Genomic DNA, 20,854 nt, shown 5'->3' with positions numbered 1-20,854 from the left:
CCTATCTTAGGGGGGTATTTTTACAAAAAATAGTGAACGATGAGTGAAAATAATCCGTACAATACCGAATACTATAATAAATCAGAAAAAACCGGACCTGCTGAGCAAAAGGCATCCGGGCCCCAGCAGCCCTACTTTAAGGAACGGAATGCGCAGGGGCATATATGGGTGGGACTGTTCTTAGTGCTTATAGGGGTGGTGTACCTGCTGAAGCGCATGGGTTTTGTTTTTCCTGATTTCATGCTTTCCTGGCAAATGTTGCTGATTGTGCTGGGTGTATTTATCGGTTTTCGTAAAAACTTCCAGGGGCCAGGCTGGCTGATCCTGATCCTTGTTGGCGGGCTGTTCCTGGTAAATGAGTTCTTCCTGTTCAATTCGTTGCGCAAATTCATTTTTCCTATAGCCCTGATCGGGGCAGGCCTGTTTTTTATCCTGCGCCCGAAAAAGTCCTATGAATTCATTACCCAGGACCCCAACACCGGGGAGCCTACAGGAAAGAAAACCTACCGCGGCAGCATCAGCAGCGAGGATGTGATCGATGCCACTTCCATTTTCGGGGGCACCAAGAAAAAAGTACTGTCAAAGAATTTCAGGGGGGGAGATATGGTGAACGTGTTCGGGGGCAGTGAGATCGACCTGCTGCAGGCGGATATCAGCGGAACCGCTGTTTTAGAGGTGACGGCCATTTTTGGAGGGGCTACCCTGTTGATTCCTTCACACTGGAACGTGATCTCCGAAGCCGTGGCGATCCTGGGAGAGGTAAAGGATAAGCGGGTGTCTATGGGAAATGTGGATACTTCAAAAACGCTGGTATTAAAAGGTACCGTAATTTTAGGCGGAATTGATATCAAGAGTTTTTAGGCGGCAATAGTGAATAGGCAATAGTGAAAAGTGAAGTGATCGTGGTGAATAGGCAATGGTGAAAAGTGAAGTGATCGTAGCGAGAAGGCAATAGTGAAATGATAATTGTGAGAAGAATAATAGTGAAAAATGGTGCTGGTGGCTGTTGTTGCCAAATGTTCCGGTCTCATCTGAAGTTTTCAATCTCGAACCTGACCCCGGTAGCTATCGGAACTGAAATCTTAACTTCCCAATCTCAAACCTGAAATCCCGAATAACCCAAGTGTCTGCATCTCCGTTAACAGCAAAAAGATTCCTGATCTCCCTCATCATTGGCTGGGTAGTGCTGGTGAATGTGCAGGCCTTTTTTTTGCGGAATTATTTTGAACTGCCGCTTTATATTGTGATCACCGACAGCCTGGTGAGCAACTTCCTGTTGCTGCTGGCGGGGCTGTTAATGCTTAATGTTACAAAATACTACCTTCCTTCCAGCTACCAGTACAGCAGCGTTATTGCTTCCTGTTTGATCATGACCGGTTTGTGGCTGTTTATTTCAAATACCTTTCTTAAAATATTCCTGGATGATTCCGAAGCCTATCTTTCGTTCCTGAACCGGTCATTGGTGATCCGGGCCGTGGTCGCCTTCCTCGTACTCACCATTTTAACGATCGCCGCTATTTTGTGGTACAACTGGGTAGAGCGGCAGAAGGTAGAGCAGCGGCGTACAGATGCAGACCGCCTGTCCCGCGAAGCGGAGCTGTTTAAACTGCGCCAGCAGCTGCAACCTCATTTTTTGTTTAACAGCCTCAATTCCATTAACGCCCTCATCGGGTTAAATCCCCAGCAGGCACGTAAAATGGTGCAGCAGTTATCCGATTTTCTCCGGGGGACATTAAAAAAAGAAGAATCGCAAATGATCTCCCTTACGGAGGAGATCAATTATTTGAACTTATATTTGGAAATTGAAAAAGTACGTTTTGGGAACCGGCTGATGACTTCCATTGTGATTCCCGAAGAAACGAAAGACCTGCTGCTGCCTACGTTATTGCTTCAGCCGGTGGTGGAGAATGCGATCAAGTTCGGACTGTATGATACCATTGGGGAAACGCTGATCACCATTGAGAGTACCCGGGAGCAGAATGAATTGTGCATTGTGGTCACCAACCCTTTTGATCCGGAAACCTCCCTGCCAAAAACGGGTACAGGTTTCGGACTGAGTTCCATTAAAAGAAGGTTATATCTTTTGTATGGAAGGAATGACCTGTTATCAACAAAAACACAGGATAATATTTATTACACAATCGTTAAAATACCGCAACAGGCATGAGCAAAGTAATTATCATTGACGACGAGTTTCTGGCAAGAAGTATGGTAAAGGAATATCTTCAAAAGTTCCCGCAACTGGAATTAGTGGCGGAGTGCGGCGACGGGTTTGAGGGAATGAAGGCCATCCAGGAGCATAAGCCGGACCTGATCTTCCTGGATATCCAGATGCCCAAGATCAGCGGTTTTGAAATGCTGGAGCTGATTGAAGAACCTCCGGCAGTTGTTTTTGCCACGGCATTTGACGAATACGCCATAAAGGCATTTGAAGCGCATGCCGTAGACTATTTGCTAAAACCGTTTGACCAGGAGCGTTTTGATAAGGCCGTGAATAAATTCTTATCCCAGCATAAAGCGAATGTAGCCAATACACAGGAGTTGCTGAATGATGTGCAGCTGCCCAATTCCAATAACCGGATCGTGGTAAAGAACGGGAGTAAGATCAAGATCATCCCGGTGCAGGAAGTGCTGTACCTGGAAGCGGCCGACGACTTTGTAAAGATCTTTACCAAAGACGGCTATTTCCTGAAAAACAAGACCATGAGCTTTTTTGAGAACTTTTTACCGCAGGACCTGTTTGTGCGGAGCCACCGGTCCTATATCGTGAATATACAGGAGATCACCCGTATTGATCCTTATGAAAAGGATGGGCATGTGGCAATCCTGAAAAACGGAACCAAGATCAATGTAAGCCGGAACGGTTACGGCAAACTAAAAGCGGTGTTGGGGTTGTAGCCTTAAATTCCCTATCTTTAAAAGAAAATCAACTATGGGAAAATTTGTAGTTTCCAAAAGGACCAACGGCGAATTCCAATTTAACCTGAAGGCTGGCAACGGACAGGTGATCCTTACCAGTGAAGGGTACACCACAAGAGCCGCCTGTGACAACGGCATTGAGTCTGTAAAGAAAAATGCTGCTGATGACGCGCATTACGACCGGAAAACATCTTCTAATGGTAAGCCCTTTTTTAGCCTGAAGGCCGGCAATGGTCAGATCATCGGCAAAAGTGAGCTTTACGAATCGGAGGCGGCCCGCGAAAACGGCATCGAGTCTGTGAAGAAGAATGCCCCGGACGCGGAAGTTGTTGAGCCGGAAAGTTAGATCTTTAAAACCTGACAGGTTTATATGACCTTTTTTAACGTCTTTAATTTACCCTTTAGCGTAGGGTAGGCCAGGGGAATATCGGGCCAGGTTTGGGCTTTTAAAATGCCTTTGATATGGCTGAAGGTTTCAAAGGAAAACCGGCCATGATACCGGCCGATACCACTGTTCCCCCTTCCGCCGAAGGGCAGATTTTTATTCAGGTAATGCATGGCTGCGGTATTTACGCAACCTCCGCCGAAAGGTACCTGCTGCAGCCAGTGATCGGCCTCTTTTTTATCGCTGGTAAAAACATACAGGGCCAGCGGGTTCTCGTTTTGCCGGATCCGGGCCAGGGCTTCTTCATCACTTCCATAACCGATCACCGGGAGCAGCGGCCCAAATATCTCCTCCTTCATTACAGGAGCTTCCATGGAAGGTGCATCCAGCAATGTAGGTGCAATAAACAGCTGTTCTTCGTTGTGCTCGCCCCCGTGAAGGATCGTTTGCCCTTCCATTAAATTGCGCAGGCGGTTAAAGTGCTTCTTGTTGACAATGCGCCCGTAATCATAACTGGTAATCGGGTGCTCCCCGTAAAATTTCAGTATAGTGGCTTTCAGCTGCCGGATCAGCGCCTCCTTAACGGAGTGGTGCACCAGCAGGTAATCCGGGGTAATGCACATTTGCCCTGCATTGGAAAACTTAATATTGACGATCCGTTTGGCGGCAACCTTCAGCGATGCGTTCCGGGTTATGATGCAGGGGCTTTTGCCTCCCAGCTCAAGCGTAGCCGGGGTTAATTGTGCTGCTGCTTTTTGATAAATGATCCTTCCTACAGCGGTACTGCCCGTGTAAAAGACATGATCGTACCGGAAAGCGTCCATCAGCTCCGGGATCAATACAGCGCCTTCTCCTGGTGCATATAATATATAATTGGGGGCAAAAGTTTCCGCAATGATCTGCCCCATTATTTTTTCGGTAGCCGGTGTTAGTTCACTGGGTTTGAGGACCACACAATTGCCGGCAGCAATGGCACCGATCAGCGGCATAAACAACAGTTGAAACGGGTAATTCCAGGGAGCAATGATCAGCACCACTCCCAATGGCTCCGGTAACAGGTAACTTTTGCCGGGTATATTTACAAAATTGGTAGGAACCGGCTGGGGGGCCATCCACTCGTCCAGCGATTTGATGCAGGCGTTGATCTCGGAAAGGACCATACCGGTTTCGGTGATCCACACTTCTTCTTTGCTTTTATGCAGATCGCTGAATAATGCGTTGCTCAGCGCTTCTTCATATTTCAGAATGCTTTCCTTCAGCCGCAGTAATTGCTGTTTCCTGAAATCGGAGGGGCGGGTGCCCCCGGTATTGAAAAAGCTGCGTATCGCGTTCAGATGATTGATCAGTCCTGCCATTGTTTCTTTTGTTTAAGATGCCTTACTGCAGCGCCCCCGGGTGTTATATCACAGTATAGTTGCGGGGCATCTGCAAACGCAGGGTATTATTCCTGCCTGGCAAATTTCGATAAGATTTTCAAGACGGCCAACTGTTCCGGCGGATATCAGGGCCGCCCGGGCGGCCATCCCGGGGTCAGCTTTGCAATAGTGCTAAGGCCGGCAGCAGCAATATGGCGCGACTGGCTGCTCTTTACCTGCACTACCGGTTATTTGAAAGCTGCAAAAGAAGCGAAACAAAGGTTCTTATGCAGCAGTTCCACGGTTTTAAAGCCCACTTTACGTAGCAGGCTGGTTTGGTAGAGAACGCTCCTGGGGCTATCCTCTTTTTCGATGTACGCAAATACATGGTCCCTGTAAGTCTCATCTTTCAGGCTGCTGAGGTAATGCCCGTAGTGTTTTGTAAAAAGTAACTGCTGCATTGCCGGGTGGTCCTGGGCCACGAGGTCAAAGATCCAGAAGCTGCCGCCTGGTTGTAACAGTTTAAAGCATTTTGTAAAAGCCGTTTCCCAGTCGGCATCCTCCCGCAGGTGATGGAGCACCGCTGTAGCGATAATGGCATCGTAGCTGTTCTCTTTGAGCGGTGCGGTACGGAAGTCGCCCTGGTGGGTAGTAATGGCCCCGGTTGTGAGCGGCTGTATCCGCTCCACCGCTTTATCCAGCATGGGCCGGCTCAGATCTACCAGGGTTATATCCGGGTTGGATGTTATTTTTGATAAGAGCTTAACAGGGTAGTTGCCCGCCCCGCAGCCGATGTCCAGTATTTTTTTGGGATGGGGCATAGCGGCGGCAATGCCGTCAGTGATCAGCTCCATGTTAAAGGCGGCATCCAGCGTGGTCTGCTGCCCCGTTTCCAGGTTAGAGAAGCGCTCCACATCTTTATCGAAGCGTTCTTCAATTTCTTTTAAGGTTGATTTTTGTTCCATAGTTCCTTTTGTGCTCCAAAAGTAAAATACCAATCCATACCCTGAAAATACTATTTTTATCATTAATCAATACTTTATAGGTATCATGGAAATCCGGCATCTTATTTATTTCAGCACCCTGGCGCAGGAATTGCATTTTGGAAGAGCTGCGGAAAAACTATTTATTTCGCAGCCCCCGCTGAGCCGGCAGATCAGGGAGCTGGAAACAGAGCTGGGCGTATTGCTTTTTGAACGGAATAATAAGAGGGTCTGTCTTACGGAGGCGGGGCGCTATTTCCTGCGGGAGAGTTCGGCACTATTGCAGCAACTGGAAAAAGCTAAAATAAAAACAAAGCAGATCCATGAGTCGGTGGCAGGTACTTTCCGGCTGGGGTATATCAGTGCTACACCCCGCAGCGTGCTTGCTGCAGTGTTAAAAACAGTGAAGGAACGTTACCCCTTTTTGCGGGTGAACCTTTATGAAACGGCTACCCAACGGCAACTGGCGGCATTGGAAAACGGAACGCTTGACCTGGGTATTGTGCGGGCGCCGGTCTTATCTTCGCTACTGGAGCAGCGGTTGCTGTTTTCAGAAGCTTTTTGTTTGGCAAAACCTGCAAATGAAAAGATCCCGCTTACCCGGTTGGCTGGTCAGCCATTTGTTTCTTTTAATAAGGAGTATGCCCCGGATTATCATCAGCAATTTATTCATTGTTGTCATCAGCTGGGATTTGAGCCCCAGGTGATCCATGAATGTAACAATATGCCCTCGATCCTGGAGCTGGTGGCCAGCGGCATCGGGGTGGCCCTGGTTCCGCAGTCGGCCCGCCTGCTGTCCCGTTCTCCCGGACTTGATTTTGTAACCCTGCCACAGTTGTCTGTAACCACGGAAACCGTGCTGGCCTTTGATCCGGGCAACCGGCAACCGGCATTGCCGGTGTTTATGGAATTGCTTGAAACGGCCTGCCGGAAATTTGCCGGTAAGAGAAAAGAACGGCGGCGGAGCTGACCTTCCCGAAATGTTGTAACTTTCTGGCGTGAGTGTGAAAGACCCTTTCCCCATCTTCGGCATCAGCGCATTTAACGACAGGCAACAGTCGGAAGACAGTTTGCTGTATCACGAGCTGCATGGTGAGCGGTCTATTGAGAAACCGCATAAACATGATTTCTTTTTGTTTCTTTTATTTGAAAAAGGAAACGGAACGCATTCCATCGATTTTGTTGACTATAAGGTTGGGAACCACCAGCTGCACCTGTTGTTCCCGGACCAGGTACATAGCTGGAAGCTGGGGAAGGCCACGGCGGGTTATCAATTGATGATCAGCAGGCCGGTATTTGAAACCTTTGCAGATTCTCTGCGCTTTTCATTTGTCCTGTACCAGCACCATCCTGTTATTGAGCTGCCGGGGACGGTGTTTCAAAAGCTGCTGTATGAGTTCCGCTCCGTGGAAGAAGAGCTGAACCAGAATCCCGTTCACTGGGAAACGGTTCACCTCCGTGCCCGGCTGATAGCCCAGCTGGCTGGCAGGGAGGCCGAGGGGAAGTTTGCGGACCTGGAAGTATACCGCACCAAACCGGTTCTGTTCCGATACCATGCATTGATAGATCTGCATTTTAAGGAACAGAAGTCGGTAGCTTTTTATGCGGATCAGCTGCATATAACTCCCAATTACCTGAACATCCTTTGTAAACGGCATTTTCATGTGCCGGCCACCTTCCTCATCCAAAGCCGGGTTATACTGGAAGCAAAACGGCTGATGCAGGTTTCTGAGAAGTCTGTTAAGGAAATTGCCTTTGAACTGGGGTTTAGCGACCTTGCCTATTTTTCGAATTTTTTTAAGGATAAAACAGGGCTTTCTCCAAGGGAATTCAGGGGGCAGTTATAAATTTTACAAGTTATGGCATAAATCCTCCATCGGTTGGCCCCGGGGGGATGCTACCTTTGTAAAAAATTAAGATATATGCTTCCCAGATCTATTTCCCGGAAAGATTTCATCAAAAATTCCTCGGTGCTTTTAGCAGCAGGCAGCGGATTGTTGGCTACAGCGGGTCCGGCAGCTGCGGCAGATAACCGTACCGCGCCGTTGGCGGGCAAAACATTAACCTTAAAGAATGTACGGCTGGAAACCGGTTTTGAGTACGACAATGAGGGGGATGTTGTGGCAACTAAAACGGAGTTATTTACCATTGAGATCCGCGATGGAAAGATCGGGGCCGTACTGCCGAACAATCCTTCCGCAAAGGGAGTGGATGCCAAAGGGCTGCTGGCATTACCGGCATTTAAGGAAATGCATATCCACCTGGATAAAACGTATTACGGTGATAAGTGGAAGGCAACCGGCAAACGGCAGGGTGGTGTAAAAGGCATGATTGCCCTGGAGCAGCAGATCATTCCTGAGCTGCTCAAAAACTCAACCTATAAGGCTGAAAAGCTGATCGAGTTGCTTCAATCGAACGGCAGCAACATCGCAAGAAGTCATGTAAATATTGAGCCCACTTCAAAACTGGATTCTTTAAAACACCTGCAAAAAGCGCTGGAAAATAAAAAGGACTCTTTTGAAGCCGAGCTGGTGGCTTTTCCGCAGCATGGTCTTTACTATACGGATTCCACGGGGCTGATGAAAGATGCAGCCCAGATGGGGGTGGACTATATCGGCGGCCTTGATCCGGCTTCTATTGACGGCAGCATTGAAAAGAGTATGGACTTTGTAGTGCAGCTGGCGCTGGATTATAATAAGGGGATCGATATACACCTGCATGAAAGCGGTGAGTCCGGTGTAAAAACGATCGAATACCTGATCAATAAGGTAAATGAGAACCCGGCATTAAAAGGGAAAACGTTTATCAGCCATTGTTTTGCGCTGGCTCATATCGACCGGAAAAAGCTGGAGGAAGTTGCAGAAAAGATGGGCAATGCCAAAATGGGAGTGATGTCTACCATCCCGTTTGGCGGAACTATTATGCCCATTCCAACCCTGTATAAATATGGGGTAGATGTGCGTGCGGGCAATGATTGTATTATTGACCACTGGAACACATTTGGGTCCGGAAGCGTTTTACAAAAGACCAATCTTGCCGCACAGTTGTATGGATACCGCACAGAGTTTGATCTGTCAAGGATCCTGAAACTGGCTACGCACAATGTACTGCCGCTGGATGACAAGGGCAACCGGCAGTGGCCCCGGACAGGCGATAAAGCGGACCTGGTGCTGATGGATGCCAGCTGTTCTGCTGAAGCAGTATCGCGTATTTCCCCGGTACGATCACTGATCCACAGGGGAACTATTGTATTTTCTAAATCCTGAATCTTATGAATTATGTACTCCTGGTATGCGCTGTTTTTTTCCTGAGCTCCTGCCAGGCAAAAACAAACAGTCCTGATATGAATGCCCCGTCCGTTACTATTATAGAAGCTGTAGAAAAGAACCAATTGTCTGTTGTGCGTGAAGCGCTGAAGAATGGGGCCGATGTCAATACCACTGATAAAAGCAAGCGGTCGCTGCTGCTGATTGCGACACAGGCCAATAACCAGGAAATGGCAAAGTTACTGGTAGCCAATGGTGCGGATGTAAACCAGCAGGACCAGATAAAAGATAGCCCTTTTTTATATGCCGGCGCCGCAGGGTTTGCGGCACTGGTATCCTTGTTCCTGGAGCATGGAGCCCGGTTTGATGTGTTTAACCGGTATAACGGAAGTGCCCTGATACCTGCTTGTGAGCGGGGGCACCTGGCGGTAGTAAAGATCCTCGCCAACACCAAAGGGTTCCCTATCGACCATGTGAACCGGCTTGGCTGGACCGCCCTGATGGAGGCCGTGGTACTGGGCAACGGCAGCAAAAAATATGTGGAGGTAGTACAAACACTGGTAAACGCCGGATGTAATATTGCCATACCCGATAATGATGGTGTTACCGCACTGCAACATGCCCGGTCAAGAGGTTATACAGAAATTGCCGCTGTACTGGAAAACGCAGCAGTGCAGAATGGTACAAAAAAGTAAACGGCAGCCCCTTAACTATGTGTTTATACACTGTTCAATAAAGGATGAAGCCCTCCGGGGCTTCTCCTTATATAGATGGTATATGCCGGGCTCCCGGCCATAATTTTCAATAAGCGCATGCGGACGCAATGCAACAAACATGCTCCTGCGCTGCGCATTCACAACCTGGTAAAGAAGTATATGACCGATTCAGAAACGATGACGACGCCCATAAAAGCGCCGGTAATAAAAAAGGTACAACAGGAACCGCATACGCCCCCGGCGCGGCCTCCGCTAAGCCGCGGAACGCTTTGGCTGATGACCATTGCCACGGGAGTGGTGGTGGGCAATAATTATTACAACCAGCCTTTGCTGGGGCTGATGGCCCGGGACTTTGGGGTGAGCGAGGGCCGGATCAGTAATATTGCCATGCTGACCCAGGTGGGTTTTGCACTGGGGTTATTGCTGATAGTGCCCCTGGGGGATATGGTAAGACGCAAGCGGCTGATCCTGGTAGATTTTGGACTGATCATTCTTTCGCTTGTGGGCACAACAGTGGCCCCTACAGTTGGATGGCTGTTCCTGGCCAGCTTTATGGTGGGCTTTACTTCCGTACTTCCCCAGTTATTTGTACCGATGGCGGCTGAGCTGGCTACAAAGGAAAAGCAGAGTGCCGCTATCGGGATGGTGATGAGCGGACTATTGCTGGGCATCTTATTGTCGCGGGTTGTGAGTGGTTTTGTAGGTGATATCTGGGGCTGGAAGGTAATGTATTATATCGCTACCGGATGTATGGTGTTATTGGCGGGATTGATCGCCTGGAAATTGCCGGAAGTGCATCCCTCCTTTAAGGGAAGCTATGGATCGCTGATGAAATCCCTGCTGCATCTTACCAAAACCCAGCCCGTGCTGCGTTTGGCTGCATTCAGGGGGGCGATGGGTTTTGCAGGGTTTAGCGCATTCTGGACCACCCTGGTCTTTCACCTGGAGGATGCGCCCTTTCATGCCGGTGCGGCCGTTGCGGGTTCCTTTGGTATTATCGGGGCAGTAGGTGCATTGGCCGCGGCCCTGGTGGGGCGTGTGGCTAAAAAGATCGCCCCCTTCAATATTATTTTATCAGCCATTATCATGCTGGGCCTGAGCTGGTGCCTGTTTTACTTTGGCGGCGCTACTTACGCCGGGCTGATCATCGGGGTGATCCTGCTGGACCTGGGATTGCAGTCAATGCACATTATGAATCAGTCTTCATTTTTTGCACTGAACCTCGGCGCCAATAACCGGCTGAATACGGTTTATATGTTCAGCTACTTTATAGGAGGTTCTGCCGGCACCTGGCTGGCTGCACAGGCCTGGAGGCAGGCTCAATGGAACGGTGTGGTAGCGGTGGGGTTTGTCTTTACCCTGCTGGCGCTGGCAGCACACCTGCTCTATGGCCGGAGCACAAAAACTGCTTAGCATTTTAATATTGAATTGTGTCCATCTTTTTTTAAGAAACTGTATCTGTGCTCATTTTGGTTTTTTATGTTCCTTTGTAAAAAATCATTGAAATGAACGCATTTGTTATCCGTACCGGAAGCCTGCAGATGGATATTCCGGTGATCCATCATTTTTTGAGTAATGCCTCTTATTGGGCCCGTGGGATCAGTTTCGAGCTGGTTGAAAACTCTGTAAAGCATTCGTTTTGCATCGGCGCGTTCATAGATGATGAGCAGGTGGCTTTCGGAAGGGTGATCACAGATTATACCACTTTTGGCTGGCTGGCCGATTTTTTTGTACTGCCTCCCTATCGCGGCAAGGGCATTTCAAAGGCAATGCTATCGGTATTAATGGAGCAACCCTGGGCCCGGCGCCTGCGGCGGCTGATGCTGAATACCCTGGATGCGCATGGTCTTTACCGGCAATATGGATTTGAGCAACCCGCCAATACGGCAACACTGATGGAAGTATACCGGCCACAGGCGCACCTGGGATAAAACGGGGTCTGACAAGTGTCAATAGTAGTCTGTGGACAGTCAATATGGTTTCCCTAAGAGGGGTTCCCGGTTTAAGGTCCAAAGTTCCAGGTTAGGTCCGTGTGCTACTCCGTGTTTCAATCGGCTATTGAACAGGCAATAGATTGTCGGGTATGAGATCGAACCTGGCGTTAAACTTTGTTCCGGCCCCGAACCATCGCATATACGTCTGGTTAACCCCGGCATGATTCAGCGGGAACTTGTTGTAAATGAATTTCGATAGTCATCTGAACCGCCTTCCCCGAAGGGGAACAGCACTCTGTTAAGAAAGAGGAAAGAACCGGTTTGAAAGTAGAATGGTGAAACCAGGATAGGGTAACCCTGGCGCCGTAGGCACCCCGTGTTTATAGCAGCGTTTTATTGTTTAGACCAGGCTCCGGATGGAGCCCCGTGTTGACGAGGTATCCTGCGAGGCGGCACCGGCGGGTGCTATTAATCTTTGAAGGAGGTTATGTATCCGTGCTTCTGCGGCATTGAAATAAATACAAAAATCTTTGTATCTTTAATACAAAGATGACCTCATGGAACACCCGCTCCTATACCGCATTGCGCTGACACTGGTACCGAATATAGGCCCCGTTGTAGCGCGGCTGCTGTTACAACATTTATCGCCTGAAGAAATTTTTACAGAAAAGAAAGCGCTCCTGGAACGCATTGAAGGGGTGGGTAAACTGCGTGTTGACAGCATCCGGCGGTTTAAAGACTTTGCACGGGTAGAGGCTGAGATCGCATTTATAGAAAAGCACCGGGTGACACCGCTTTTTCTTACAGATACCGGTTATCCCCAGCGCCTGCTGAATTGTTATGATGCACCGGTGCTCCTGTATTATAAAGGTAATGCCGATCTGAACCAGCCGAGGATCATTGCGGTTGTTGGATCCCGGTCGCACACAGAGTACGGAAAGCTGGTTTGCGAAAGACTGGTCGATGACCTGCGGGACAGTGGTGCGCTGGTGATCAGCGGGCTGGCTTATGGGATCGATTCATTGGTGCACCGGCATTCATTAAAAGCAAAGCTGCAGACCGTGGGTGTGCTGGCGCATGGACTGGATAAAATTTATCCAGCAGATCATTTTGCCATGGCAAGGGAAATGACCGGGCAGGGCGGGCTGCTGACAGAGTTTGTGACCGGCACGCAGCCGGACCGGCATCATTTTCCCAGCCGTAACCGGATCGTGGCGGGTATAAGCGATGCTACAGTAGTGGTAGAAACGGAGGTTAAGGGTGGCAGTATGATCACGGCTGAGCTGGCCAACGGGTATCACAAAGATGTATTTGCATTCCCGGGAAGAACACTGGATAAAAAAAGCAGCGGCTGCAATTGCCTTATCCGGACCAACCGGGCACAGCTTTTAACGGATGGGAAACAGCTGCTGGAAACCATGGGCTGGGAACCCTCTAAAAAGCCGGTGAAGAAACAGGCGCGGGAACTGTTTATTGAGCTGTCTGCGGAGGAGCAGGCCATTGTAACGCTTTTACAGGAGCGGCAGCAGGCCGATATTGATGAACTGCACCTGCGTTCCGGGCTCAGCAGCAGCCGGGTAGCTGTAGCGGTGCTCAACCTTGAAATGCAGCAGGTGATCCAGGCCCTGCCGGGGAAAGTATACCAGTTGCTGTAGTGGGCTGATGGGGTTCCTCCGGAAGGGGATGGGCAAATGACCTGATAGCCCTCTTATCTTTCAAACTGGAATGCACTCCCCAGCAATCCGCCCAGCCCCACCCGCACCCCATAAGTTGTTTTCAGTAAGGGCTGGTAACCGGCGATCACATCCACCCGGAACAGTTTGAAGATGTTTTCGATACCTGCAAAGGCTTCTGCATAGTATTGACTGTTGTTTACATAAAAAGCATTGCTGCCTGCAACGAGGTTCCATTTGAGCTTGTTGAACAATGGGATCTTATTGGTCAGCAACCCATTAAAATGGTGCTCAATATTTCCTTCGGCATAAAAGCGGGCGATGTTGCTGTAGGCATAATAAGGAGCCAGCTGAAAGCTATTCAGGTATTTGATATTGTAAAAAGTCTGGTTACCGTTGAAATGCTTCATATCCGGGATGGAATATTCTCTGGCGCTGATAAAGCCGCCGGCGCCTAAGCGGTACTTAAACAAACCGGCAAGCCGGAAGTTTTTATCATGTGTCATCTCCGCTGCCCATTTGTGATAGTTGACATCACTGCCCAGGAGTTTTGGAATGCCGGCGGTATAATTAAGAGAAAATACCGGTTTATCGGAACCAATAGACGCTTTATAGTTGGGATGCTGGATATATTTTTGCCCCGGCTGCCAGGTAAGGGTAAGACTTCCAATAAGCGCCTGGTGCGGGTTAAACGGAATCTGCGCCAATGCTTCCGGGTGATTGGGGGTGAAGGATTTGTTCCGGTTGAAAAAGGAGTACCCGGCAGTGTTTTGGAGTGGAATGCGGTCTTCATATAATACGTTTGCATTAATGGCAAAGCCATTTTCAAAGCGGTTGTTATAATGGATGCTGCCAAACCGGTTCTCATACAATTTCATAAAATTGCTTTTGAAGAACAGCGTATAAAAGGTATTGGTAAGGGCATCAATGGGCTTATCGGGGTTAAACTGTGATGCCCTTTTGCCGCCCGAAAAACTTATATAGCGTTTGCGGTAAGGGAGCGCCCTGGGTCGTATGGTAAAGGTACCATAACTGTTAAAATGATGATTTTCGAAACCATAACGCATGTTCCATAACAGGTCGTACAGATATGGGCCTTTTACCGGTGTATAGTTAAATGTATGGTTTGCCTTCAGTGCCACGCCCTCTACAGTATTGTACTCCAATCCTTTTAGCAGACCTCTGAGGCTATAGGTGAGCGTATGGCTTTTTGAATACCAGCGGTACTGCTGGTTGCTCCATAAAATGTTAACGAGTTTGATTTGCTGATGACGTCTTAATGAATCATAGTAGGATGGGGGACGGTTCCTGTTGAGCGCATTGATACTGTCGCGGAATGCGTAGTATTTTTTTTCGTCATCTTCCAGTGTCACCGGCCGGGTCTCCTTCCAGAAATTGGAATCCTTTTTATAATAACCGGTATCATACTTCATAACGATATTGTTGAAATAGCCGGCAGTATAGCCCGGGTGCAGGTTATAGTTACTGTATACATTTACAAAGCTGCCGATGCCCCGGAAGCCAAACTGGTTAAATGAAACGGACGTGATCTGGTTCTTGGTCTTCCATACACCGGCAGCAACCGGTCCGTGCAGCTGTTTAATACGGAGGGTATCGATCAGCTCCAGCTGGTAGTCCCGGGTGAGCATGAGGTCCAGGCTATAAATGCGCCAGGAAGAATCGGCTATTTCAATGGTGCCGGAGAACAGGGGCTCCTGCTTTCTTTTGGGTGTAACGCGGATGGTCTTTACAGTAATACCATCCCTTGTATAACTGTTCAGCAGCCGGTAACGGTAAAAATTCAGCGCTCCGTCTGCAATGGGGGAAATATACCCGCGGGAGTTGCTGCCAACGTCAAAGACCGCTACGTTATTGGTATAAAAAGAGGTGACCTTTGAAAAATTCAATCCCATATTACTGCCCCGTTCATAGCTGGACAGTACGGTTATTTTTGATTGCCGGGGTTTTACTTCATCCAGCTGTACCGTTGATTCCGAAAGCATCAGCACCCCCTTGCCGGCCGTATCCAGCCCGTCATTGGCATCGCGGTCTACTTTTTTCCCCAGCACTTTTTTGGGAATATTCAGGGTACGAATGATCCCTTTGAGGTAAATGGTCACCGACAGGGAATCATTCTGGTGTTCATAATAGGATTTTCTTTTAATGGCCTCGCGGATGATCCTGTATGCGGGATCCTCTCCCTTGCTCTGGATCACTACTTCTTTCATAAGGTGGTCGTTCGTATAGAGCGTGACGTCCAGCTCCTGGTCTTTACCGGTAACGGTAACCGTTTTTTCAAGCGCCATATACCCTACATATTCAAATAGAAAGTTGTAAGTGCCTGGCGCTATATCTAAGGTATAGATGCCTTTACTATTGGCAGTGGTCCCGTTTGAGGAGCCCTTAATGGTGATAGTGGCATAGGGAAGCGGCGCTCCGTTTTCATCGGTAATAAGGCCCTTTACCCGGGCTGCAAAGGCAGGGGCCAGTACCAATGAAACCAGGGCAGTCAGTATCAATGTTTTCATTATTGTATTTCGTAATTGTCAGGTTCTTTGTTACATGATTCCGGTATTATTACAAACCTGCAACGAATCTTTGAAAAGGAAAAGTTAAATGCTGTGGTGTGCAGGTCAGCGGGTGCCCCGGGGTATTATGCAACAGGCCCCGGGAGCTGCTCCGGGGCCTGTTTATGCTGTTTATAGGATTGTATTATCCTTCTTTTCTTTTGGGAGGAAGCGTGATCCAGTTCCTACCTTCACGGGCGATCAGTGCTTCTGCATCTTCCGGCCCCCAGGTGCCGGGTGCATAGTTGGGGAAATCGACCGGCGGACGGTTTTCCCAGGTTTCGAGAATGGGCTCAATGACTTCCCAGGCGATCTCCACCTGGTCGCCCCGCATAAACTGGGTAGGGTTACCCATCATGGCATCCAGCAAGAGGGTTTCGTAAGCCTCCGGCTGGGGCGCGTCATAATTATCGCTGTAACTGAATACCATGTTTACGGGGTTGAGCGACATGGTTTGCCCCGGGCGCTTGGCCTGAAACCGCAGCCGGATGTCCATTTCGGGCTGAATGCTGATGGTGAGCCGGTTGGAGCGCCAGGTTTCGGAAGCCTCCGGCGGAAAGGCGTATTTGGGGGCTTCCTTGAACTGTACGGTGATGAGCGTGGTCTTCTCTTTCAGGAATTTTCCGGTACGCACATAAAAGGGAACATCCTGCCAGCGCCAGTTGTCGATATAGAATTTTACGGCGGCAAAGGTTTCTACAGAAGAGTTGGGGGCAACGCCTTTTTCCTCGCGGTAGGCTTTTTCCTGCTGTCCCTGCACCCATCCCTGGGAATATTGTCCCCTTACGGCGTATTGCTGTACTTCTTCTTTTTTGATCTTCCGGATGGCATTTAATACATCCGATTTTTTATTGCGGATCTCATCTGCTTCAAACGATACCGGCGCTTCCATGGCCACCATGCAGATCAGCTGCAGGATGTGGTTCTGCACCATATCGCGCAGGGCGCCGGAACGCTCATAGTAGCCGCCACGATCTTCCACACCCACGGTTTCGGCCGCGGTGATCTGCACATGGTCGATATAGTTCCGGTTCCAGATGGGCTCAAACAGGGCATTGGCAAAGCGCAGCGCCAGGATGTTCTGTACCGTTTCTTTTCCCAGGTAGTGATCGATCCGGTAGATCTGGCTTTCATCGAACATTTCGGTCAGCAGGCGGTTCAGCTCTTCTGCACTCTTCAGGTCATGACCAAAGGGCTTCTCAATAACGATGCGCGCCTTATTTTTATCTTTTGATTTTTCCAGCTTATTTAAGTTGGTGGTGATCTCCGGTACCAGCTGCGGAGCTACGGCAAGGTAAAAGAGCACATGGGCTTCCACACCCCATTCGGCTTCGCAATCGCTGATGATCTTTGCCATAGCAACGTAGTCTTTTGGCTGGTCCACATCCATCCGCAGATAGGATACCTGTTGCGAAAATTTTTCCCAGCTTCCGTTGCCATCACTCTTCCTCCGCGAAAACTCGTTGATCCCCTCCAGCAAATGGTCCCTGAATTTTTCATTGGAATAATCGGTACGGCCGGTGCCGATGATGGAAAATTTTTCGGGCATCAGGCCATCCATCCAAAGATTATACAGGGCAGGAGTCAGTTTACGTTGATTCAGATCCCCGCTGCCGCCAAAGATAAACAGGACCGTAGGCGCGGGCTTTTTTGTATGATTGATTTTAAGCATGATTCCGTAATCGGTTAAAATTTGTTTGCAAAAGTAGGGCTAAAAAGAGGAATGGGGGTATTGTTTGTGTGTTCCGTTGGTTTTCAATGCGGCGTAATTACGCAAACGATTGCGCACGCAGGCAATCATTCCGGTAATGATGGCCGCAGAAAAAATTATTGCGCAGGCATCCGGATTGACAAAAAATATATTTATATATGGTGGAAACCCGCTGTCACAGTGGATCGTAACGTCATGAAATTGCAAGATCCATATGATCAGGTGGTGAAACCATGGATCGTATTTCCATTTTCCCTTACCTTTGCACATGGCAACAAGAAAATCTTCTGCAGCTTCTGCAAATAATCCCAAGATCGCCTTTGAAGGCTTAACATTTGACGACGTATTACTGGTACCGGCATTCAGCCAGGTATTACCACGGGAGGTGGACATCCGTACCAAACTCACCAAAGATATTTCTTTAAACATTCCCATCTTATCCGCCGCTATGGATACGGTTACGGAAGCAGCGCTGGCTACGGCTATTGCCCGCGAGGGCGGCCTGGGCATCCTGCACAAGAACATGAGCATCGAAAAGCAGGCGGAACAGGTGCGCAAGGTAAAACGGAGTGAGAGCGGCCTGATCCTGGATCCCATCACCCTGCTGGAAGATGCTACCATCGGAGACGCCCTGCAGCTGATGGCGGAGAATAAGATCGGCGGCATCCCGGTGATCGATAAAAACAAAAAACTGAAAGGGATCCTGACAAACCGGGATCTGCGTTTTGAAGATAACCCCAGCCGTAAGGTGAGCGAGGTAATGACCAGTACCAACCTGATCACAGCCCCGGAAGGAACAGACCTTAAAAAAGCAAAAACCATTCTGCGCCAGTATAAAGTGGAAAAACTGCCTGTAGTAGACAAACAGGGCAAGTTGATCGGCCTGATCACCTACCGTGATATTTTACAGGTGACTTCATTTCCCAATGCTATTAAAGATTCCTTTGGTCGCCTGCTGGTGGGTGCCGGCGTGGGCATCACCGGTGATGTGACAGAGCGGATCGATGCGCTGCAGCAGGTAGGTGTGGATGTGGTGGTACTGGACAGTGCACACGGACATACGAAAGGGGTGCTAAGTGCATTGAAAAACGTTAAGAAGAATTTTAAGAAGCTGAATATTATCGTGGGTAATGTAGGTACTGCCGCGGGGGCCCTGGCAATGGCAGAAGCAGGAGCCGATGCGGTGAAAGTGGGTATTGGTCCCGGCTCCATCTGTACCACGCGTATCGTGGCCGGTGCGGGCATGCCGCAGCTGACGGCGATCATGGAAGCCGCGTCCGGGTTGAAAAGGAAAGGAGTACCCATTATCGCAGATGGCGGTATCCGGTATACCGGCGATCTTGTAAAGGCGCTGGCAGCCGGTGCAGACTGTGCCATGATGGGAAGCATTTTTGCCGGTACGGAAGAAAGTCCGGGTGAAACCATCATTTTTGAGGGACGTAAATTTAAAGCATACCGCGGCATGGGTTCGCTGGGGGCTATGGCCAAGGGCAGCAGCGATCGCTATTTCCAGGACCCGGAAGATGATGTGAAGAAGTTTGTACCGGAAGGTATCGAAGGCCGGGTGGCTTATAAAGGCACTTTAAAGGAAGTGATCTATCAATATACCGGCGGATTGCGTGCCGGGATGGGGTATTGTGGTGCAAAGAGCATCAAAGACCTCCAGAACGCACAATTTGTAAAGATCACCAATGCAGGTATGAATGAAAGTCACCCGCATGATGTGGATGTGACCAAGGAAGCGCCGAATTACAGCCGGAAATAGTTCTTATTCATAGTTAATGGGTCATGGGTCATGGTAAATGGATCATGACCCATTGTTATGCCGGCCTGATGCAACAGATAAATAATAAATAAGCAACCATAAGCTATGAAGTATATCGCACTATTGCTTACGCTGATCTCCGGAATTGCAGCGGCGGATGCACAGGTAACTGTGATCACCCGCGCCACGGAAGCATACGGCAATTTTAAATTCCGGGGCGTCCGTTTGCTTAATGTAAATGAAGTCCGGGTGGCTGAGAAAGAGGAGAACGTATTTGTTTTTTCAAAAGCGGCAAAAGGAATTCAGCCGGATACCATGTACCTGCAGCGTTATTCCAAAGAAAAAGGGGTGTGGGTAGTTAAGGCCGACACGATGCTGACCCATACCGGGATCATCATGAACTGGGATGCCCGCAAGGGCTTTTTCGACGGGGACGGTGATGGAAGTGTAGACGCATATTTTATTTACAGCCTAACAGATGCCGGCCAGCAGCAGCAGTCGGTGCACCTGTTATTTTCAAAAGGCGCTGCATTTTATACGATCAGCGCGGCTGCTTCGGATGGATACCGGCAAAGCAGGTATTCTGAAAATTTTGACAGGCTTCCTCCGGCGATAAAAAAGACGCTTACAGAGGTATGGGAGCGGCTGGATAAGGAGTAAGTGTGCAGGTCCCAGGTTTGAAGTTTCACGTTTCAGGATCTGACTGAAACATGGAACCTGAAATCTGAAACCGGTTTTTAATCCGCCTTACCTACGCTGCCCGCGCCATTGGCTGAAGAGTTTACTTTAGGGTTGCCCATGTATTTGATGCTGGAAGCGCCACTGGCATTGGCTGTAAGCTGAACGCTGGCAAAAACATTGGCGGTACTGGCGCCGCTGGCTTCAATACTGGTGGTCTCCGCCTTCAGGTCAAACCCGCGGATGGTGCTGGCGCCGCTCGCTTCGCCCCGGATATCGCGGGTCTCCCCCGAAATATTCAGGGTAGATGCGCCGCTCACATCCATTTGTACGGTGGGGGCTTTTACCTGGAGCGTACCGTTGGAGGCGCCGCTGATATCCAGGGCAAGCGGTTCGTCCTGTGTGATCCTGTTATCGCCTTTTAACGTGGACGCCCCGGAAATGGCCGCTTTTTTAACTACCGGCATGGAAATATAGATCTTTATGTCGCTGCTGGGGCTCAGGTCATAATCGTTTTTTTCATCAATATCCAGTTCTCCTTCTTCAACCGCTGCAATAATATACTGGAAGAGATTTTCATCGGTTTCGATCTTTACGCTGAAGACGGAGTCCTGTTTCAGGAAAATAACCGAAGCATTACCAATATCAATACTGCTAAAGTCCTTCAGCTCATAAGTCTTGCTCACGATCTTGCCGTTTCCTTTAATGCGCTGCTGATCAACGATATTGCAGGAACCTGCGAGCAAAACTACAGCCACAGCCATAAAAAATAATTTTTTCATCTTCTCTTTTTTAAGTTTTCTGATCGTTTTTCGTCCGGGATACGGCGGGTACCGGGTACCCGTAATGCTCCTCGTTATAAAAATAGTTTTTTAAACAGACAAACCCGCAATTTAACCAAA

At 49.1% G+C, this 20,854-nt stretch carries 19 protein-coding genes; 14 read left to right on the top strand and 5 right to left on the bottom strand.

The features are described from left to right. Window positions 1-39 precede the first annotated feature (39 nt). The 4 genes from BLS44_RS17290 to BLS44_RS17275 all read left to right on the top strand — a co-directional run bounded on the left by BLS44_RS17290 (window position 40) and on the right by BLS44_RS17275 (window position 3,265). Window positions 40-861 carry a LiaF transmembrane domain-containing protein gene (locus tag BLS44_RS17290; RefSeq protein ID WP_090391475.1) on the top strand — a complete coding sequence of 274 codons (822 nt, stop codon included), beginning with the start codon at window positions 40-42 and terminating at the stop codon, window positions 859-861. A 262-nt stretch (window positions 862-1,123) separates the two neighbouring features. Then, window positions 1,124-2,167 (top strand): sensor histidine kinase, encoded by a 1,044-nt coding sequence (locus tag BLS44_RS17285; protein WP_090391474.1) that lies wholly within the window; start codon window positions 1,124-1,126, stop codon window positions 2,165-2,167. Then, complete coding sequence (locus tag BLS44_RS17280; protein ID WP_090391473.1) at window positions 2,164-2,898, top strand: LytR/AlgR family response regulator transcription factor; 735 nt, start codon at window positions 2,164-2,166, stop codon at window positions 2,896-2,898. Before BLS44_RS17285 ends, BLS44_RS17280 begins: the two co-directional genes overlap by 4 nt. A gap of 34 nt (window positions 2,899-2,932) precedes the next feature. Next, complete coding sequence (locus BLS44_RS17275) at window positions 2,933-3,265, top strand: YegP family protein (RefSeq protein ID WP_090391472.1); 333 nt, start codon at window positions 2,933-2,935, stop codon at window positions 3,263-3,265. Between the two features lie 20 nt (window positions 3,266-3,285). Here the strand turns inward: BLS44_RS17275 and BLS44_RS17270 are convergent, their stop codons facing one another. Together BLS44_RS17270 and BLS44_RS17265 are read right to left on the bottom strand one after the other, a co-directional pair. Beyond that, window positions 3,286-4,659, bottom strand: coding sequence for an aldehyde dehydrogenase (locus BLS44_RS17270; protein WP_090391471.1), 1,374 nt, complete (start codon window positions 4,657-4,659; stop codon window positions 3,286-3,288). Between the two features lie 248 nt (window positions 4,660-4,907). Further along, window positions 4,908-5,624 (bottom strand): class I SAM-dependent methyltransferase, encoded by a 717-nt coding sequence (locus tag BLS44_RS17265; protein ID WP_090391564.1) that lies wholly within the window; start codon window positions 5,622-5,624, stop codon window positions 4,908-4,910. Between the two features lie 85 nt (window positions 5,625-5,709). Here BLS44_RS17265 and BLS44_RS17260 point away from each other — a divergent pair, with 85 nt between their 5' ends. From BLS44_RS17260 to dprA, 7 genes are all read left to right on the top strand, one after another. Further along, on the top strand, window positions 5,710-6,612 hold the full coding sequence (locus BLS44_RS17260; RefSeq protein WP_090391470.1) for a LysR family transcriptional regulator: 903 nt from the start codon (window positions 5,710-5,712) through the stop codon (window positions 6,610-6,612). 28 nt (window positions 6,613-6,640) lie between these two features. Beyond that, window positions 6,641-7,489 carry an AraC family transcriptional regulator gene (locus tag BLS44_RS17255; RefSeq protein WP_090391469.1) on the top strand — a complete coding sequence of 283 codons (849 nt, stop codon included), beginning with the start codon at window positions 6,641-6,643 and terminating at the stop codon, window positions 7,487-7,489. Between the two features lie 75 nt (window positions 7,490-7,564). Continuing rightward, a complete protein-coding gene (locus tag BLS44_RS17250; protein WP_090391468.1) occupies window positions 7,565-8,908 on the top strand; it encodes an amidohydrolase in 1,344 nt (447 codons plus the stop codon). Between the two features lie 5 nt (window positions 8,909-8,913). Continuing rightward, a complete protein-coding gene (locus BLS44_RS17245) occupies window positions 8,914-9,603 on the top strand; it encodes an ankyrin repeat domain-containing protein (RefSeq protein WP_090391467.1) in 690 nt (229 codons plus the stop codon). 117 nt (window positions 9,604-9,720) lie between these two features. Further along, a complete protein-coding gene (locus BLS44_RS17240; protein ID WP_245729253.1) occupies window positions 9,721-11,037 on the top strand; it encodes an MFS transporter in 1,317 nt (438 codons plus the stop codon). A 92-nt stretch (window positions 11,038-11,129) separates the two neighbouring features. Next, complete coding sequence (locus tag BLS44_RS17235; RefSeq protein ID WP_090391466.1) at window positions 11,130-11,555, top strand: GNAT family N-acetyltransferase; 426 nt, start codon at window positions 11,130-11,132, stop codon at window positions 11,553-11,555. Window positions 11,556-12,115: 560 nt separating this feature from the next. After that, entirely contained in the window at window positions 12,116-13,213 is a 1,098-nt protein-coding gene (dprA, locus tag BLS44_RS17230) for a DNA-processing protein DprA (RefSeq protein ID WP_090391465.1), read from the top strand. Window positions 13,214-13,266: 53 nt separating this feature from the next. On the opposite strand, the gene BLS44_RS17225 is transcribed toward dprA, so the two are convergent. Both BLS44_RS17225 and zwf read right to left on the bottom strand, forming a co-directional pair. Beyond that, window positions 13,267-15,759: a DUF5686 and carboxypeptidase regulatory-like domain-containing protein gene (locus BLS44_RS17225; protein ID WP_090391464.1), complete on the bottom strand. Its 2,493-nt coding sequence runs from the start codon at window positions 15,757-15,759 to the stop codon at window positions 13,267-13,269. A 184-nt stretch (window positions 15,760-15,943) separates the two neighbouring features. Then, window positions 15,944-17,470 carry a glucose-6-phosphate dehydrogenase gene (zwf, locus tag BLS44_RS17220; protein ID WP_090391463.1) on the bottom strand — a complete coding sequence of 509 codons (1,527 nt, stop codon included), beginning with the start codon at window positions 17,468-17,470 and terminating at the stop codon, window positions 15,944-15,946. 21 nt (window positions 17,471-17,491) lie between these two features. Here zwf and BLS44_RS26615 point away from each other — a divergent pair, with 21 nt between their 5' ends. The 3 genes from BLS44_RS26615 (at window position 17,492) to BLS44_RS17205 (ending at window position 19,934) form a co-directional block, all read left to right on the top strand. Continuing rightward, the gene (locus BLS44_RS26615; protein ID WP_176954460.1) at window positions 17,492-17,815 is read left to right on the top strand and encodes a hypothetical protein; all 324 of its coding nucleotides are present in this window, start codon (window positions 17,492-17,494) and stop codon (window positions 17,813-17,815) included. Continuing rightward, on the top strand, window positions 17,778-19,274 hold the full coding sequence (gene guaB / locus BLS44_RS17210) for an IMP dehydrogenase (RefSeq protein WP_090391461.1): 1,497 nt from the start codon (window positions 17,778-17,780) through the stop codon (window positions 19,272-19,274). The genes BLS44_RS26615 and guaB overlap by 38 nt, the downstream gene beginning before the upstream one ends. A 105-nt stretch (window positions 19,275-19,379) precedes the next feature. After that, on the top strand, window positions 19,380-19,934 hold the full coding sequence (locus tag BLS44_RS17205; protein WP_090391460.1) for a hypothetical protein: 555 nt from the start codon (window positions 19,380-19,382) through the stop codon (window positions 19,932-19,934). A 77-nt stretch (window positions 19,935-20,011) separates the two neighbouring features. Here the strand turns inward: BLS44_RS17205 and BLS44_RS17200 are convergent, their stop codons facing one another. Beyond that, the gene (locus BLS44_RS17200; RefSeq protein ID WP_090391459.1) at window positions 20,012-20,734 is read right to left on the bottom strand and encodes a head GIN domain-containing protein; all 723 of its coding nucleotides are present in this window, start codon (window positions 20,732-20,734) and stop codon (window positions 20,012-20,014) included. Between the last annotated feature and the right edge of the window lie 120 nt (window positions 20,735-20,854).

This window comes from Niabella drilacis, from assembly GCF_900101395.1.
Lineage (GTDB): Bacteria > Bacteroidota > Bacteroidia > Chitinophagales > Chitinophagaceae > Niabella > Niabella drilacis.
The sequence above is the reverse complement of the archived record's forward strand: the minus strand, read 5'-3'. Positions and strand labels throughout refer to the sequence as shown.